The sequence below is a fragment of the Lentzea albidocapillata subsp. violacea genome, assembly GCF_900100275.1.
Classification (GTDB): Bacteria; Actinomycetota; Actinomycetes; order Mycobacteriales; family Pseudonocardiaceae; genus Lentzea; species Lentzea violacea.
Genome location: NZ_FNET01000026.1, coordinates 21,280 through 35,532, shown reverse-complemented (window position 1 = coordinate 35,532; position 14,253 = coordinate 21,280). Strand labels below are relative to the sequence as shown.

The 14,253-nt window shown below is 68.2% G+C and carries 13 protein-coding genes; 5 read left to right on the top strand and 8 right to left on the bottom strand.

From position 1 onward, the window contains the following. Window positions 1-17 precede the first annotated feature (17 nt). The gene (locus BLR21_RS36145) at window positions 18-422 is read left to right on the top strand and encodes a VOC family protein (protein ID WP_090013695.1); all 405 of its coding nucleotides are present in this window, start codon (window positions 18-20) and stop codon (window positions 420-422) included. On the opposite strand, the gene BLR21_RS36140 is transcribed toward BLR21_RS36145, so the two are convergent. From BLR21_RS36140 to BLR21_RS36130, 3 genes are all read right to left on the bottom strand, one after another. After that, window positions 423-836 (bottom strand): NADPH-dependent FMN reductase family protein, encoded by a 414-nt coding sequence (locus tag BLR21_RS36140; protein ID WP_090013693.1) that lies wholly within the window; start codon window positions 834-836, stop codon window positions 423-425. Between the two features lie 55 nt (window positions 837-891). After that, complete coding sequence (locus BLR21_RS36135; protein WP_090013690.1) at window positions 892-2,265, bottom strand: mycothione reductase; 1,374 nt, start codon at window positions 2,263-2,265, stop codon at window positions 892-894. Window positions 2,266-2,812: 547 nt separating this feature from the next. Continuing rightward, window positions 2,813-3,340: a YbhB/YbcL family Raf kinase inhibitor-like protein gene (locus tag BLR21_RS36130; protein ID WP_090013688.1), complete on the bottom strand. Its 528-nt coding sequence runs from the start codon at window positions 3,338-3,340 to the stop codon at window positions 2,813-2,815. Window positions 3,341-3,647: 307 nt separating this feature from the next. On the opposite strand from BLR21_RS36130, the gene BLR21_RS36125 reads away from it, so the two are divergent. The 3 genes from BLR21_RS36125 (at window position 3,648) to BLR21_RS36115 (ending at window position 5,259) form a co-directional block, all read left to right on the top strand. Next, on the top strand, window positions 3,648-4,199 hold the full coding sequence (locus BLR21_RS36125; protein ID WP_338061086.1) for a polysaccharide deacetylase family protein: 552 nt from the start codon (window positions 3,648-3,650) through the stop codon (window positions 4,197-4,199). Between the two features lie 68 nt (window positions 4,200-4,267). Next, window positions 4,268-4,717 (top strand): AMIN-like domain-containing (lipo)protein, encoded by a 450-nt coding sequence (locus tag BLR21_RS36120; protein ID WP_143028030.1) that lies wholly within the window; start codon window positions 4,268-4,270, stop codon window positions 4,715-4,717. A 65-nt stretch (window positions 4,718-4,782) separates the two neighbouring features. Continuing rightward, window positions 4,783-5,259: an AMIN-like domain-containing (lipo)protein gene (locus tag BLR21_RS36115; RefSeq protein WP_143028029.1), complete on the top strand. Its 477-nt coding sequence runs from the start codon at window positions 4,783-4,785 to the stop codon at window positions 5,257-5,259. Between the two features lie 61 nt (window positions 5,260-5,320). Here BLR21_RS36115 and lon read toward each other — a convergent pair whose 3' ends face one another. Then, window positions 5,321-7,669 carry an endopeptidase La gene (lon, locus tag BLR21_RS36110; protein ID WP_090013679.1) on the bottom strand — a complete coding sequence of 783 codons (2,349 nt, stop codon included), beginning with the start codon at window positions 7,667-7,669 and terminating at the stop codon, window positions 5,321-5,323. 108 nt (window positions 7,670-7,777) lie between these two features. Here lon and BLR21_RS36105 point away from each other — a divergent pair, with 108 nt between their 5' ends. Continuing rightward, window positions 7,778-8,614 carry an SAM-dependent methyltransferase gene (locus tag BLR21_RS36105; RefSeq protein ID WP_256335161.1) on the top strand — a complete coding sequence of 279 codons (837 nt, stop codon included), beginning with the start codon at window positions 7,778-7,780 and terminating at the stop codon, window positions 8,612-8,614. On the opposite strand, the gene srmL is transcribed toward BLR21_RS36105, so the two are convergent. From srmL to BLR21_RS36085, 4 genes are all read right to left on the bottom strand, one after another. After that, complete coding sequence (srmL, locus tag BLR21_RS36100) at window positions 8,587-9,615, bottom strand: PheS-related mystery ligase SrmL (protein WP_090013677.1); 1,029 nt, start codon at window positions 9,613-9,615, stop codon at window positions 8,587-8,589. The two genes, BLR21_RS36105 and srmL, sit on opposite strands and share 28 nt — an antisense overlap. 121 nt (window positions 9,616-9,736) lie before the next feature. Then, entirely contained in the window at window positions 9,737-11,617 is a 1,881-nt protein-coding gene (locus BLR21_RS36095) for a patatin-like phospholipase domain-containing protein (RefSeq protein ID WP_090013674.1), read from the bottom strand. Between the two features lie 115 nt (window positions 11,618-11,732). Beyond that, window positions 11,733-12,368: a CatB-related O-acetyltransferase gene (locus BLR21_RS36090; protein ID WP_090013672.1), complete on the bottom strand. Its 636-nt coding sequence runs from the start codon at window positions 12,366-12,368 to the stop codon at window positions 11,733-11,735. Further along, the gene (locus tag BLR21_RS36085; RefSeq protein WP_090013668.1) at window positions 12,365-14,239 is read right to left on the bottom strand and encodes an ABC transporter ATP-binding protein; all 1,875 of its coding nucleotides are present in this window, start codon (window positions 14,237-14,239) and stop codon (window positions 12,365-12,367) included. Before BLR21_RS36085 ends, BLR21_RS36090 begins: the two co-directional genes overlap by 4 nt. Window positions 14,240-14,253: the final 14 nt, after the last annotated feature.

Genomic DNA, 14,253 nt, shown 5'->3' with positions numbered 1-14,253 from the left:
GTCCTAGCGTTGCGGGCATGGACATCACCATTCATGCCACGTTCCTCCCGCACACCGACCCCGACGCCTCACTCGCGTTCTACCGCGACCTGCTCGGCTGGGAGGTCCGTGCCGACGTCGGCCAGGGCACGATGCGCTGGATCACCGTCGCGCCGTCCGGTGGCGGCTCTGCCGTCGTCCTGGAACCACCCGCCATGGCCGAAGGGCTCACGGACGGACATCGCGCCGCGATCGCCGAGATGATCGAGAACGGCTCGTACGCGTTCATCAACCTGGCCACGCCGGATCTCGACGGCGCGTTCGAGAAGCTTCAGGCCGGTGGGGCGGACGTCGTCCAGGAGCCGGCCGATCAGCCTTGGGGTGCGCGGGACTGCGTGTTCCGCGATCCCGCCGGCAACACCGTCCGGATCCAGCAGGCGTAGCTAGTTGGACACGAAACCGCGGTGCAGCACCGCGAGCTGGTCGGCGAGGTAGCGGGCCCAGGCCTTGGCGCGGTCCCAGTCCGGTGCCGCGCCGCCGAAGCTGATCGGCCCGGTGGCGCCCAGCCTGCGGACCATGCGCGTGACGTCGTTCGGCACGGGAGGCGTGCCGCGGTGGAACAGCCAGATGGGCGTGTGCTTGAGGGAAACCCTGTGCCGCTTCACGAACCGATGCGCGTCACGGGCCGCCGCGTCACCCAGGATCACGGCACCGAACCCGTACAGCGACTCGGCCGCGGCGACCGGGAGCACGGTGACTCTCAGCCCGCAGCCTGCGAGTTCGGTGCCGATGATCTCGGCGATCTCGTCCGTGGCGGCGATTCTCGACGTGTGGGCGACGAGGACTCTGTCTGTCATCGCTGCATCGTCCTTGGTGCCGCCGGTTTTCGGCAGCGGCGGAAGTCCCTGTCTTTCAGTCCAGCGGCAGGTTCAGGAGCGCGTTCTCGACCAGTTCGGGCATCGCCGGGTGGATCCAGTACTGGCCGCGTGCCATGGACTTCGCGTCCAGGCCGAAGCTCATCGCCTGGATCAGCGGCTGGATCACCGTCGAGGCCTGCGGCCCGATGATGTGCGCGCCCAGCAGCTGGCCGGTGGCCGGGTCCGCGATCAGCTTCGCGAAGCCGGTCGTGTCCTCCATGGCCCAGCCGTACGCGATGGAGGCGTAGGCCTGGCTAGCGGTGACGTAGCGGATGCCCTTCTCCTTGGCCTCTTCCTCGGTGAGACCGACGCTCGCGATCTGCGGGCTGGAGAAGACGGCGGCCGGCACGAAGCGGTGGTCGCTCCTGATCTGGTCGCCGGGGTTCAGCAGGTTGTGCTGGACGACCTTGGCCTCGTGGTTCGCGACGTGCTTGAGCTGGTAGTCCGAGCTGATGTCGCCCAGGGCGTAGATGTGCGGCTGGTTCGTGCGCTGGTACTCGTCGACCTTGACGCGACCGTCTCCGTGCTGGTCGATGCCCGCGTTCTGGACCTGGAGCAGGTCGCTGTTCGGCTGCCTGCCGACCGCGACGAGAAGCTGTTGCGCCTCAACGGTTTCCTCGCCGTTGGGACCTTCGAGATGGAGCTTCACACCGGTCGCGGTCTTCTCGGCGCGCGTGGTCTTGCGGTTCAGCAGGACGTTCCACTTGCCCTTGGCGATCTCGGTGAAACGCTGGGCCACCTCCAGGTCCTCGTGCCGCAGGAGGAGGTTCGACCGGGCGATCATCGTGACCTTGACGCCGAAGCTGCTGAAGACGTGCGCGAACTCCGAGGCGATGAAGCCGCTGCCGACGATGATCAGGCTCTCGGGGAGTTCGTCGAGACGCATGACCGTGTCGCTCGTGTGGAACCCCGTGGAGTCCAGATCCGCGATGTCCGGGATGGTCGGGCGGCTGCCCGCGGCCACGACGATCCGGTCGGCGGTGATCGTCTCGCCGGTGCCGGTGTCGATCGTGTGCGCGTCGACGAAGTGCGCGGTGCCCTCGTAGACCGTCACGTTCGCGTTCTCGTTGGCTCGCCAGTTGCGGCCGCCTTCGGCGATCGGGTCGATCCTGTTGAAGATTCGGTCGCGGATCTCTGGCCAGTGGACTGTGTCCAGGGTGGCGTCCACGCCCAGTTTCTTCGCGTTGGCCGGGGTTGCTGCCTGGTCTGCTGTGTGGACGAACATTTTGGTGGGGATGCAGCCCACGTTGAGGCAGGTGCCGCCGAAGGTGCCCTTTTCCAGGATGGCGATCTGCCAGCCTGCCATGGCTTCCGTCGGGATGCTGTTGCCGGAGCCGGTGCCGATGATGACCAGGTCGAAGTGCCTCACGTGTGGATCCAACCATTTTGGGGGTGGGGGTGTTCCCTGGTTGGGGTTACGGGGGGCTTACGCCGCGACTCTTGTGGGTGGGGGTTGGGTGGGTGGCGGGCGGACGGGTGGCGGCCGGCGGGCGGACGGGTGGCGGCGGACGGGCGGGTGGTCACCTTTGCGTGCCGCGGCCGTGCGGGTGGTCACCTTGCGGGCGGCGACCTTGCGTTGCGTGCTTCCCCTGGGGCTCTGCCCCAGACCCCGGCAATCTGATCAGGGGGTCCACGCCACGAGCGGGCAGATGGCACGCCTGTTGCGATGGGCGGCCGCCGGTTGCTTAGAGAGTGCGTTGGCGGTGGGGTCCCATCACGAGCCGCACCAAGAGCGGGCCACATGCAAGGAGGGGTGTCAAGCGGACGAAAAGCGTGTCCGCTTGACACCCCTCCTTGCATGCAGCAAGAGCTATGGCGCGACTCGTGATGGGACCCCACCGCCTGGCCCGCTTGGTAAGGACGGCTCGCCTGCGGCGTCGCGTTCGATCAGGCGCTTGTGGTGTGGCGTGCGTGCGTCAGTGCTGGTAGGTGGGGGTGATGATGGCCCTTGCCAGGGTGTGGAAGGCCAGGTTGAAGCTCACTACTGCTGGGGAGGCGTTTTCGTCCACGTCCAGTTTTTCTACGTCTACGGCGTGCACTACGAAGTAGTAGCGGTGTGGGTGGTCGCCTTTGGGTGGGGCGGCGCCGCCGAAGGCTCGGGTGCTGTAGTCGGAGCGGACGTGGAAGGCGTCGCCTGGGAGGGTGGCGTCTTCGGCGCCTGCGCCTGTGTCCAGGTTGGTGGTGGTTGCCGGGATGTTCACGGCCACCCAGTGCCAGAAGCCCGACGGGGTGGGGGCGTCCGGGTCGTAGCAGGTTACTACGAAGCTGCGGGTGTCCTCTGGGAAGCCCGACCAGGTCAGTTGCGGGGAGGTGTTGCCGCCCTCGAAGACCTGGGCTTCGGGGAGTTGCTCGCCGTCGCGCACGTCCGTCGAGGTGACGGTGAAGGTGCCGACCTGCGGTAGCAGCTCGTAGGGGTCGGGAGCGACTGGGCGCTCGAGGCTCATGGGGGTCCTCCTTTTGTGATCACTTCGACCCTAGTCCCGTGCAACCATGGGGGCCTGCGCGACGTCTTTCGCGTGGAGGGGGATTTTGATGTCCAAGTTGCGGCTTTTTGCTGCCTTTTTGCTGGTTGCCGGGGTTGTGGCGTGTGGGGACGCGCCTGAGTCCCGGTCCGGTGGGCCGGTGTTGGCTACGTCTTTGCCGCCGGTGACGAGGAGTTCGTCGGAGCGGCCTACGCGGATGTTCGAGCCGCCCTATCCCTACGGGACTGTGCAGGCTCAGGCGCCTGCTGTTGTCGACGGGATGGTGCCCGTGGTCACGCGGATTCAGACTGACAAGCCGTACGTGTTCATCACGATCGACGACGGGGCTGTGCGGCATCCGAAGGCTCGTGAGTTGATGATCGAGGCCGGGGTGTGGCCGTCGGTCTTCCTGAACACGAAGTACGCCGAGGGGCACAAGGACTACTTCAAGCAGTTGCCCGCGACGGTGCACAGTCACACGTCGAACCACCCGAACCTGCTCGGGAAGGGGTTCGAGTTCCAGAAGAACGAGATCTGCGGCAACGCCGACTTCCTCGCCGAGGACTACGGGAAGCGGCCCACGTTGTTCCGGCCGCCGTTCGGGAACTACGACTCGACTACTCGTCAGGCTGCGGCTGGTTGTGGGTTCAAGGCGTTGGTCAACTGGACTGCGGCGGTCAACGACGGGCGGGTGCAGTTCCAGCAGGGGGACAGGCTCCACCGTGGCGACATCGTGCTCATGCACTTCCGGACGACGTTCGTCGAGGATTTCACGGCCTTCCTGAACCGGGCCAAGCAGGACGGGCTGACGCCGGTGCCGCTGGAGGACTTCCTGGGGTAGTGGGGCAACCCGGAGGGCGGCTCGCGCGTGCAGCGCGCGTGGGCGTCTTTTGGGGAAGAGGGGGAGAGATGAAGCGAATCGTTGTCGCGCTCGTCGCCGTAGGGATGGCGATGAGCGTGGTGCCGGCCGCGTCGGCGGCTGAGGGGAACGAGCTCACGAACATCCGGACCGGGCGGCACGACGGGTTCGACCGGGTCGTGTTCGACTTCAACGGGCCGCGGCCCGAGGTGACGGCGGGGCGGTCGTCCGAGCCGTACCACTGCGGGTCCGGCAAGCCGATCTCGGCCAACGGTGACGAGTTCCTGGACGTCACCATGCAGCCCGCGAACGCGCATAACTACGCCGGGCCTCGCTCGTTCGACACGCCTGGGCTGCTGAACGTCCGGAGTGTCACGAACACGTGCGACTTCGAGGCGCACCTGGGCTTCTCGATCGGATACGCGGGGCAGGGACGGGCGTACGACATCTCGTTCCTGGACAACCCGACCCGTGTCGTCGTCGACGTCTATTCGCCCTGACGCGCAACTGTGGCCTGAGTCACACGTCTTGAAGACATCAAGTGAGCCCTGAGAGGGGGCCGAAGATGAACAAACGTCTTGTCGCATTGCTCGTGGCGGTACTGGCGGTCTTCACGCTCGCACCGGTCGCGTCGGCGCAGAGCACGCCCACGCTGTCGAACATCCGGACCGGGCAGCACGTCGGGTTCAGCCGCGTGGTGCTGGACCTGTCCGGCCTGCCGACGGAGCACCGGGTCGGCGAGGTCACGAGCGTGTCGCACTGCGCGAGCGGGAACCCGATCGCCGTTGCGGGGCCCGGGATCAACGAGATCCTGTCGGTCACGTTGATCGGTGCGGCCGCGCACGACGACAACGGGAACCTGACGTACACCGGCTCGCAGAACTTCGCGACGCCTGGCCTGAGCCACATTCGCGGAGTCGCGCTCACGTGTGACTTCGAGGCCACGCTCGGAGTTGCCGTCGGTTACAGCAATCCCTACTCGTGGCACCGGGTGTTCACGCTGACCAGCCCGAACCGGCTCGTCATCGACGTCGGCCTGTAAACACGAAAAGCCTCGTGGGGGCAGCAGTCGCCGCTACTGCTCCCACGAGGGGTCTGTTCCGTTACGCCGCAACGGATGCGACGGTCTCCTTCGAGAGTGCGTGGTCCAGCACCTGGGCCACGTCCGAGACGAAGTGCACCGTCAGCTGCTCACGCACCGACTCCGGCACATCCTCCAGGTCCGGCTCGTTGCGCTGCGGCAGCAGCACGGTCGTGATGCCCGCACGGTGAGCGGCCAGCAGCTTCTGCTTCACGCCACCGATCGGCAACACCCTGCCGGTCAACGAGATCTCGCCGGTCATCGCCACGTCGGAACGCACCGGGCGGCCCGAGAGCAGTGATGCCAGCGCCGTCGTCATCGTGACGCCCGCGGACGGACCGTCCTTCGGCACCGCGCCGGCCGGGACGTGGATGTGCACTCCCCGGTCGGCCAGCGCCGCCGCCCTGTCGTCGTGCGAACGCAGGTAGGACAACGCGATCTGCGCGGACTCCTTCATCACGTCGCCCAGCTGGCCGGTCAGCGTCACGCCGGACGCGCCGGTGTCCTTCGGGGCCAGCGAGGCCTCGATGAACAGCACGTCGCCACCGGCACCCGTGACGGCCAGACCCGTTGCCACGCCTGGGACGGACGTGCGTTCCGCCGACTCGGGCGTGTTCTTCGGGCTGCCGATGTAGGACTTCAGCGACGGCTGGTCGACCGTGATCGGGAACTCCGCCTCGCCCAGTGCCACCTTCGCGGTCGCCTTGCGCAGGATGCGCGCGAGCGCCCGTTCCAGTTGCCGCACACCGGCTTCCCGCGTGTACTCGCTCGCGAGCTGGTGCAGCGCGGGCTTCTCGAACGTGACGTCCTCAGGCGTGAGGCCGGCGCGTTCGATCTGGCGCGGCAGCAGGTGGCTGTCGGCGATGGTGACCTTCTCGTCCTCGGTGTAGCCGTCGAGCTGCACGAGTTCCATGCGGTCGAGCAACGGCGCCGGGATCGACTCCAGGACGTTCGCGGTCGCGAGGAACACCACGTCCGAGAGGTCGAGCTCGACCTCCAGGTAGTGGTCGCGGAACGTGTGGTTCTGCGCCGGGTCCAGCACCTCCAGCAACGCCGCCGTCGGGTCGCCGCGGTAGTCGGAGCCGACCTTGTCGATCTCGTCGAGCAGCACGACCGGGTTCATCGAACCGGCCTCGCTGATCGCGCGGACGATCCGGCCCGGCAACGCGCCGACGTACGTGCGGCGGTGGCCGCGGATCTCGGCCTCGTCGCGCACGCCGCCCAGGGCGACACGCACGAACTTGCGGCCCATCGCCCGTGCCACGGACTCACCGAGCGACGTCTTGCCGACGCCGGGAGGGCCCGTCAGCGCGAGCACGGCGCCCGAACGACGGCCGCCCACGACGCCCATGCCGCGGTCGGCACGACGCTTGCGCACGGCCAGGTACTCGGTGATGCGCTGCTTCACGTCGTCGAGGCCCGCGTGGTCGGCGTCGAGGATCTCGCGCGCCGCCTTGATGTCGTAGGAGTCCTCGGTCCGCTCGTTCCACGGCATCTCGAGGACGGTGTCGAGCCACGTCCGGATCCAGCCGACCTCGGGCGACTGCTCGGAGGTGCGCTCCAGCTTGTCGACCTCGGCCAGCGCGGCCTTCGCGACCTTCTCCGGCAGGTCCGCGGCCTCGACGCGGGCGCGGTAGTCCTCCTGCTCGGTCGCCGGCTTGCCGTCGAGCTCGGCCAGTTCCTTGCGGATCGCGGCCATCTGCTGGCGCAGCAGGAACTCCCGCTGCTGCTTCTCGACGCCTTCCTTGACGTCCTTGGCGATCGTCTCGTTGACGTCGAGCTCGGTCAGGTGCGCCTGACCCCACTCCACCAGCTTCTCCAGCCGGGTGGTGACGTCGCTCGTCTCCAGCAGCCAGATCTTCTGCTGGTCGTCGAGGTAGGAGGCGTAGCCCGCGAGGTCGGCCAACGCCGACGGGTCGCTGATCTGCTGAACCGAGTCGACCATCTGCCACGCGCCGCGCGTCTGCAGGATGTTCGTCACGAGAGCGCGGTACTGCTTCGCGAGCTCGCGGGTGCGGTCGGTGATCGGGGAGTCGTCGGCGATCGTCGCGTTCACCCACAGCGCCGCGCCCGGCCCCGTGGTGCCCGTGCCGATGCGCACGCGCTTGGTGCCGCGCACGACGGCAGCGCGTTCGCCACCGGGCAGGCGGCCCACCTGTTCGATCTCGGCCAGTGTGCCTACGGCCGCGTACTTCCCGTCCAGCCGGGGGACGAGGAGCACTTGATGATTTGCTGCGGTCGTCGCCGCGTCTACGGCCGCGCGGGCCTCGGCGCTCGCGTCCGCACCGGAGATGCGGATCGGCACCACCATGCCCGGCAGCACCACGACGTCGTCCAGCGGCAGAACCGGCAGGGCCAGAGTCTCGCCCATCTCGTCACCCTCCAAAGTTGAGTCTGTACCGCTCAACCAACTGGAGTGGGCCGGTGTTCCCCTGCCGTGTTCGCTGTCAGCGAGCAGCGTCGGTTCGGGTGTGTGGTGGTGGACACCCGTGTGGCGACGACGGAGGATGCGCACGTGATGGAAGAGCTGAAGTGGGTCCCGTCCACGGTCGACGTCACCCGCCCGAGCGTGGCGCGGATGTACGACTACTACCTGGGCGGCTCGCACAACTTCGAAGCCGACCGCGCCGCCGCCAAGCAGGTGGAGCAGATCTTCCCCGGCGTCGCCCAGAGCGCGCAGGCGAACCGCTCGTTCCTGCGCCGGGTCGTCCGCCACCTGATGACGGAGGGCGTCGACCAGTTCCTCGACCTGGGCTCCGGCATCCCGACCGTCGGCAACGTCCACGAGATCGCCCAGCACGACAACCCGGACGCGCGCGTCGTCTACGTCGACTTCGAGCCGGTCGCCGTCTCGCACAGCAACGCCCTGCTGGCCGGCAACCCCAACGCGAACGCGATCCTCGCCGACCTGCGCGCGACCTCCACGGTCCTCGCCGGTGCCCGCGAGACGCTCGACTTCTCCCGCCCGGTCGGCGTGCTGGTCATCGCCGCGCTGCACTTCGTCCCGGACACCGACAGCCCGTACGAGGCCATCGCCCAGTACCTGGCCGACCTGCCGTCCGGCTCGTACCTGGCCATCACCCACGCCACCTGGGACACGCTGTCCGAGGAGGAGCTCGCCGAGGCCCGTCAGGTCGCCAAGATCTACAGCAACTCGGACAACACGCTCACGATGCGCACGCACGCCGAGGTGACGCGGTTCTTCGAGGGCATGGAGATGCTGGAGCCGGGCGTCGTCGCGGTCAACGACTGGCGCCCGGACTCCTTCGACGACGCCCACGTGGGCATCTACGGCGCCGTCGCCCGCAAGCCCTGAAGCAGCCTGTCCCTGATCTCGTTCGTCTCGCGGTCGGTGAGGGTGCGTTCCGGCGCCCTCATCGTCACGCGGATGAGCATGTTCTTCTGGCCCGGCTTCGCTTCCAGCCGTTCCTGAACGTGCGCCGGCAGTTGTTCCGACGGCGTCTCGCTGAGGATCTCTATCTCCTCGACGACGTCCTCGGGCACCAGCGCGCGAATCCGGTCGCCCAGCGTCTCGGCGTCGTCGTCGTTGCCCGCCATGATCGAGATGTCCCTGATCGCGGCCGGGTGCCGGGAGATCGGCCGGTACTCGGTCAGGTCCAGCATCTGGCCGCTGATGCGCCGGTCGGGGTTGCGCAGCAGGCGGATGTCCGGAATTCCCTTGCGCAGCATCAGGATCCGGTCGAGCCCGAGGCCCATCGCGAGGCCGTGCGGGTGGTGTTTGATGACGTGTCGCGCCGCCTGTCCGCACTCGCCGACCTCGACCCACTCGCCGTCGTGCTCCACATCGATCTGCTTGCCGTGCGTGGTGTACGGGTGCTCGGCGTCGATCGTGCGATAACGCTTGCCTGGCAACAGGGTCGTGACGACCGTGTGGATCAGGTCGTCGAGTGGTTCGAGGTCGGTGCTGATCCGCCAGACGTCGAGCTGGTGCGGTGTGCCGGTGTGCAGGCGGTCGACCGTGTCGCGGCGGTAGACGAGGCCGGGGCAGAGCAGCGTCACGTCCGGGGACGCGTCCTTGAGCGCGGGCGGGATCATCGCCGTGGTGTGGCTACGCAGCATGCAGGTCTCGCTGACGTACCTGGTGTACCGGGCGTCGCGGGTGATCGCGTCCCGCGGGTAGCCGAGGTGCTCGTAGTTGTGCTCCACCGGGACGAGCGGGTGGTGGCGGACTTCGCGCGGGCGGTCCAGCACGGCTTTGAGGTCGGCGATCAGGAGCTGCATGGCGTGCGGACCCTGCGCGGGATCGGTGAGATCGCGGACGTTCAGGGCGTGCACGAGTTCTTCGGTGCGGTACATGGGTTTCCCGTTCTGCTGGCCGAGTGGGTGCGGAGTCCCCCGACCAACGGGAATTTCAGGCGCGCGCCACCCACGCGGGTCGGGGGTGGCTAAATCGCGTCACGGGACCAGGCTAGCGCGCCTACTCGGGTGGCGTCAGCCGCAAATCGGGATCGACCGGCGGCACCCCGTCGAACGGCCCGTCGTCCTTGAGCCGTCCGACGTGGTCCAGTGCGACCTCGATCCCGGCCCGGAACGGATCACCGTCGGCCGGGGGAGTGCGGAACCAGTCGTGCAGCTCCTCGGGGATCTCGAACCGCTCCAGCAGTTCCTCGTACAGCGCGTCGCGGTCGGCGGCCTGCGCGCCGAGTTCCTGGTACTCGCGCAGCGCGATGCGCAGCCGGATCCAGCGGTAGCGGTCGGTGTTCTGCTGCTGCTCGAACCGTTCGCGCAGCAGGTCACCGGCCCGCTGGCCGCGCAGCGCGAGCTTCCGGATCGTGGCCGGCGGCATGAACAGGTTCGAGCCGCCCTCGTCCTCGGACTGCCGCACGTGAGCGATGCGGCCCCGGTAGCCAGGCAGCGCCGACTGCATGGTGTCGCGCCAGTCCAGGAACGTGTTCAGGATGGACACCAGGAACCGCGGCATGGACCCGATCGACGAGTACGGCGTGCCCGAGGCCGACGCGTCCTGTTCCGGCAGCCACACCTCGTTCGTGTCGCCGTTCGGGTAGGGCTGCAGGCTCAGGCCGAACGTGGGCCAGCGCGGCAGCAGCGTGTCGAAGAAGTGGATCGGGAAGTTGCTGGTGATGCCGCCGTCGGAGAACCAGTGCACGCGCCCGTCCCGGCACAGCGGCACCGCGGCGATCAGGCCGGGGAACGACAGCGACATCCGCACGGCGACCACGACCGGCAGCTCGTCTTTGGCAGGCAGGTCCAGCAACGGCATGTGCTCGTGCAGCGGGCACTTCGTGGCCGTCCTGCGCCCGTTCAACTGCTCGACCACCCGGCGCGGCAGCACATAGCCGAGACACTCCTCGCAGTACTGCCACTGTTCCTTGAACGGCAACCGATACGGCCGTCCCTCGGACAGGTCGGTCGTCATCAGCACGAGGTTGATGTCGCCGAGGTCGCCGAACGTCAACGCCTCGCCGGTCCCCGCGATGTCGTCCAGCCGGTCCGCGATCCAGTCGGCCAGCGGCGGCACACCGGTCGACTTCGGCACCCCGGCCAGCCGGTCGAGCCACGACGGCCTGAAGTCACCGGTACCCGGCACGAGTCCGAAGTGGATGGACCGCGCGTGGTTCGCCAGAAACCGCTGCATCGCGTACCCGTACGTGACGATCAGCGCGCTGACGGCCGCCAGCGACAGCACCAGCCACACCAGCAGCACGATTGCCGCCGTCGCGTAATGCCGCGAGAACACCAGCCCCAAAACGAGCGGCACCGCCGCGAAAACCCAGGCAGGCCAAGGCAAACTCGACCGCAACGGCCACAGCACGATCACCAGGCACGCCAGCGCCACCACGACGACGACCGCCGCGAGCCACCCCGGATACGCCGACGGCGCGAGCCACGCCGAGAACAGCACGGGCCCGCCCAGCCACAGCAACGCCATCAGCGCCAGCACGGACTTCGCCCGCAACCCCACCGCACCCAGCAACGCGAAGAACAGGCACGAGATCGCACTACGCCCGGTCGTCTCGCGCTTCTGCATGGACGCAACGACGATCCGGTACAGCGCACGCGTCTTCTCCGCCGGCTGGAACAGCTGCGCCATCCGCCACCGCTCAGCGCCAGACCCGGACGTGAACCAGTCGATCAGCCCGGCCAGCTTCTCGAAGCCACCGGAGGAGCGCCCACGTTCGGCCGCCGCCGTGAACCCCGCGGCGATCGCTCCGGCGGACGCGCCACCGATCTGCTTGAACTCGTAGTGGCGGGCCAGCGAGGCGACCGCGAGCGGGTACACGACACCACTGGTCGTACCGCCGCGCATGGTCAGGTCGCAGTAGCGGTCGTACTCCATGTGCCGATGATCGCGCGGTCAGCGTGATCTGGCGGGAAAGTTCACTCGGACGCCACCGAACCGAGTCACGACCGTTCCGCGGCCGGCCCAACCGGGCCGGTGATCAGCAGTGCCTTCACGGAGCGACCGCGGCGAGCTCGGCGGGCGTGCCGGCCATGATCACGCGGACGTGTTCCGTCACCTTCTCCACCGGCCAGTCCCACCACGCGATGCGCTCCAGCAGCTCGACGTCGGAGTCGCTGTACCGCGTCCGAAGCAACCCAGCCGGGTTGCCGCCGACGATGCCGTACGCGGGAACGTCCGACACCACCACGGAACCGGCGGCGATGATCGCGCCGTTGCCGATCCGCACGCCCGGCATGATCACCGCGTTGTAGCCGATCCAGACGTCGTTGCCCACCACCGTGTCCCCGCGAGAAGGCGCCCCCAGGGCGATGTCGAGCGTCTTCTCGCCCCAGACGCCGCCGAAGATCGTGAACGGGAACGTCGACACGCCCGCCATGCTGTGGTTGGCGCCGGACATGATGAACCGGACGCCTTCCGCCAAGGCGCAGTACCGGCCGATGACCAGCTTTTCCAAGCCGAAGTTGTAGAGCACGTTGCGCTGCTCGAACTCCGTGGCGTGGTGAGGGTCGTCGTAGTAGGTGTACTCGCCGATCTCGATCTGCGGGTTCTTCACCAACGGCTTGAGCAGCACGGTGCGCGCGTAGTCCGGCAACGGGTAGAGGTTGTCCGGCGAGGGGATGGTCACGGTGCTCCGATCGGCTCTTCACTGAACTGAGTGCGGTACAGCTTGGTGTAGTGGCCTTCCAGGGCCAGCAACGCTTCATGCGTACCACGTTCGACGATCTGCCCCTTGTCCACGACCAGGATCTGGTTCGCCGCCCGGATGGTCGAGAGCCGGTGCGCGATCACCAGGGACGTCCGGCCGGCGAGCGCCTCGACCAGCGCCTCCTGCACGGCGGCCTCCGAGCGCGAGTCCAGGTGTGCGGTCGCCTCGTCCAGGATCACCACGCGGGGCTTGGCCAGCAGCAGTCGCGCGATGGTCAGCCGTTGCCGTTCGCCGCCGGACAGGCGGTAGCCGCGTTCGCCGACGACGGTGTCCAGCTGATCCGGCAGCGACGACACCAGGTCCGCGAGCCGGGCACGGGTCAGCGCGTCCCAGATCTCCTCGTCCGTGGCCGTGGGTGCGGCGAGCCGCAGGTTCGCGCCGATCGACTCGTGGAACAGGTGCCCGTCCTGCGTCACCATGCCGACGGTCTCGCGGATCGAGTCGAACGACAGGTCGCGAACGTCCACACCGGACAGCCGCACGGTACCGGAGTCCGTGTCGTACAGGCGGGGCACCAGCGAGGCGATCGTCGACTTGCCCGCACCCGACGCGCCGACCAGCGCGATCAGCGAACCGGGCTCGGCGACGAACGACACGCCGCCCAGGATCTCCTCGCCGCCGCGGGTGTCGAGCGACGCCACCTCTTCCAGCGAGGCCAGCGACACCTTGTCGGCGGACGGGTAGGCGAACTTCACGTCGGAGAACTCGACCTGCACCGGACCGTCGGGCACGGAGACCGGCGACGGCTTCTCCTTGATCAGCGGCGGCAGGTCCAGCACCTCGAAGACGCGCTCGAACGACACCAGCGCCGTCATCACGTCCACCCGTGCGCCGGCCAACGCCGTCAACGGCGCGTACAGCCTCGTCAGCAGCAGCGCGAGCGTCACGATCGTGCCCGGCGCCATCTCCCCGGCGAACACGAAGTACCCGCCCAGCCCGTAGACCAGCGCCAGCGCCAGCGACGACACCAGGGTCAACGCCACCAGGAACAGCCACTGCGCCACCGCGGTCCGCACGCCGATGTCACGCACCCGCCGCGCCCGCGACCCGAACTCGGCGCTCTCGATGGAGGGCCGGCCGAACAGCTTGATCAACGTCGCGCCCGGCGCGGAGAACCGCTCGGTCATCTGCGTCGTCATCGCCGAGTCGAGGTTCGCGGCCTCGCGGTGCATGGACGCCAGCCGCTTGCCCATCCGCCGCGCCGGGATCAGGAAGATCGGCAGCAGCACCATCGCGAGCACCGTGACCTGCCACGACAGTGTCAGCATCACGATCAGGGTCAGGACCAGCGCGATCACGTTCGTGACCACACCGGAGATCGTCTCGGAGAACGCCCGCTGCGCCGCGATCACGTCGTTGTTCAGCCGCGACACCAGCGCACCGGTGCGCGTGCGGGTGAAGAACGCGATCGGCATCCGTTGCACGTGGTCGAAGACGGCCTGCCGCAGCCGCAGGATCAGGTCCTCGCCCACCCGCGACGACTGCCACCGCTCGACCAGCGAGAACCCGGCCTCCAGCACCGCCACGCCGGCGATCGCCAGCGCGAGCCACACGACCAGCCCGAAGTCACGGCCGCCGATGATGGTGTCGACGACCCGTCCGGCCAGCACCGGAGCGGCCACCGCGAGCACGGCCGCGACCGCGCTGGTGGCGAGCAACGCGTACACGGCACGGCGTTGCGGGTGGGCGAACCGGGCGACACGCTTCAACGTCGCCCGGCTCACGCGACGGTTTTTCTCGTCCTGCATCGCGCTTTCGAGCGCGTACCAGGCGTTGAAGTCGATGTTCATGACGACCAGTCTCG

Excerpts from the sequence above, each read along its gene's own strand:
- BLR21_RS36120 (WP_143028030.1), top strand. The coding sequence starts at position 4,268 with ATGAAGCGAATCGTTGTCGCGCTCGTCGCCGTAGGGATGGCGATGAGC.
- BLR21_RS36115 (WP_143028029.1), top strand. The coding sequence starts at position 4,783 with ATGAACAAACGTCTTGTCGCATTGCTCGTGGCGGTACTGGCGGTCTTC.
- BLR21_RS36095 (WP_090013674.1), bottom strand. The coding sequence starts at position 11,617 with ATGGAGTACGACCGCTACTGCGACCTGACCATGCGCGGCGGTACGACC.
- BLR21_RS36140 (WP_090013693.1), bottom strand. The coding sequence starts at position 836 with ATGACAGACAGAGTCCTCGTCGCCCACACGTCGAGAATCGCCGCCACG.
- srmL (WP_090013677.1), bottom strand. The coding sequence starts at position 9,615 with ATGTACCGCACCGAAGAACTCGTGCACGCCCTGAACGTCCGCGATCTC.
- lon (WP_090013679.1), bottom strand. The coding sequence starts at position 7,669 with ATGGGCGAGACTCTGGCCCTGCCGGTTCTGCCGCTGGACGACGTCGTG.
- BLR21_RS36130 (WP_090013688.1), bottom strand. The coding sequence starts at position 3,340 with ATGAGCCTCGAGCGCCCAGTCGCTCCCGACCCCTACGAGCTGCTACCG.
- BLR21_RS36085 (WP_090013668.1), bottom strand. The coding sequence starts at position 14,239 with ATGAACATCGACTTCAACGCCTGGTACGCGCTCGAAAGCGCGATGCAG.
- BLR21_RS36145 (WP_090013695.1), top strand. The coding sequence starts at position 18 with ATGGACATCACCATTCATGCCACGTTCCTCCCGCACACCGACCCCGAC.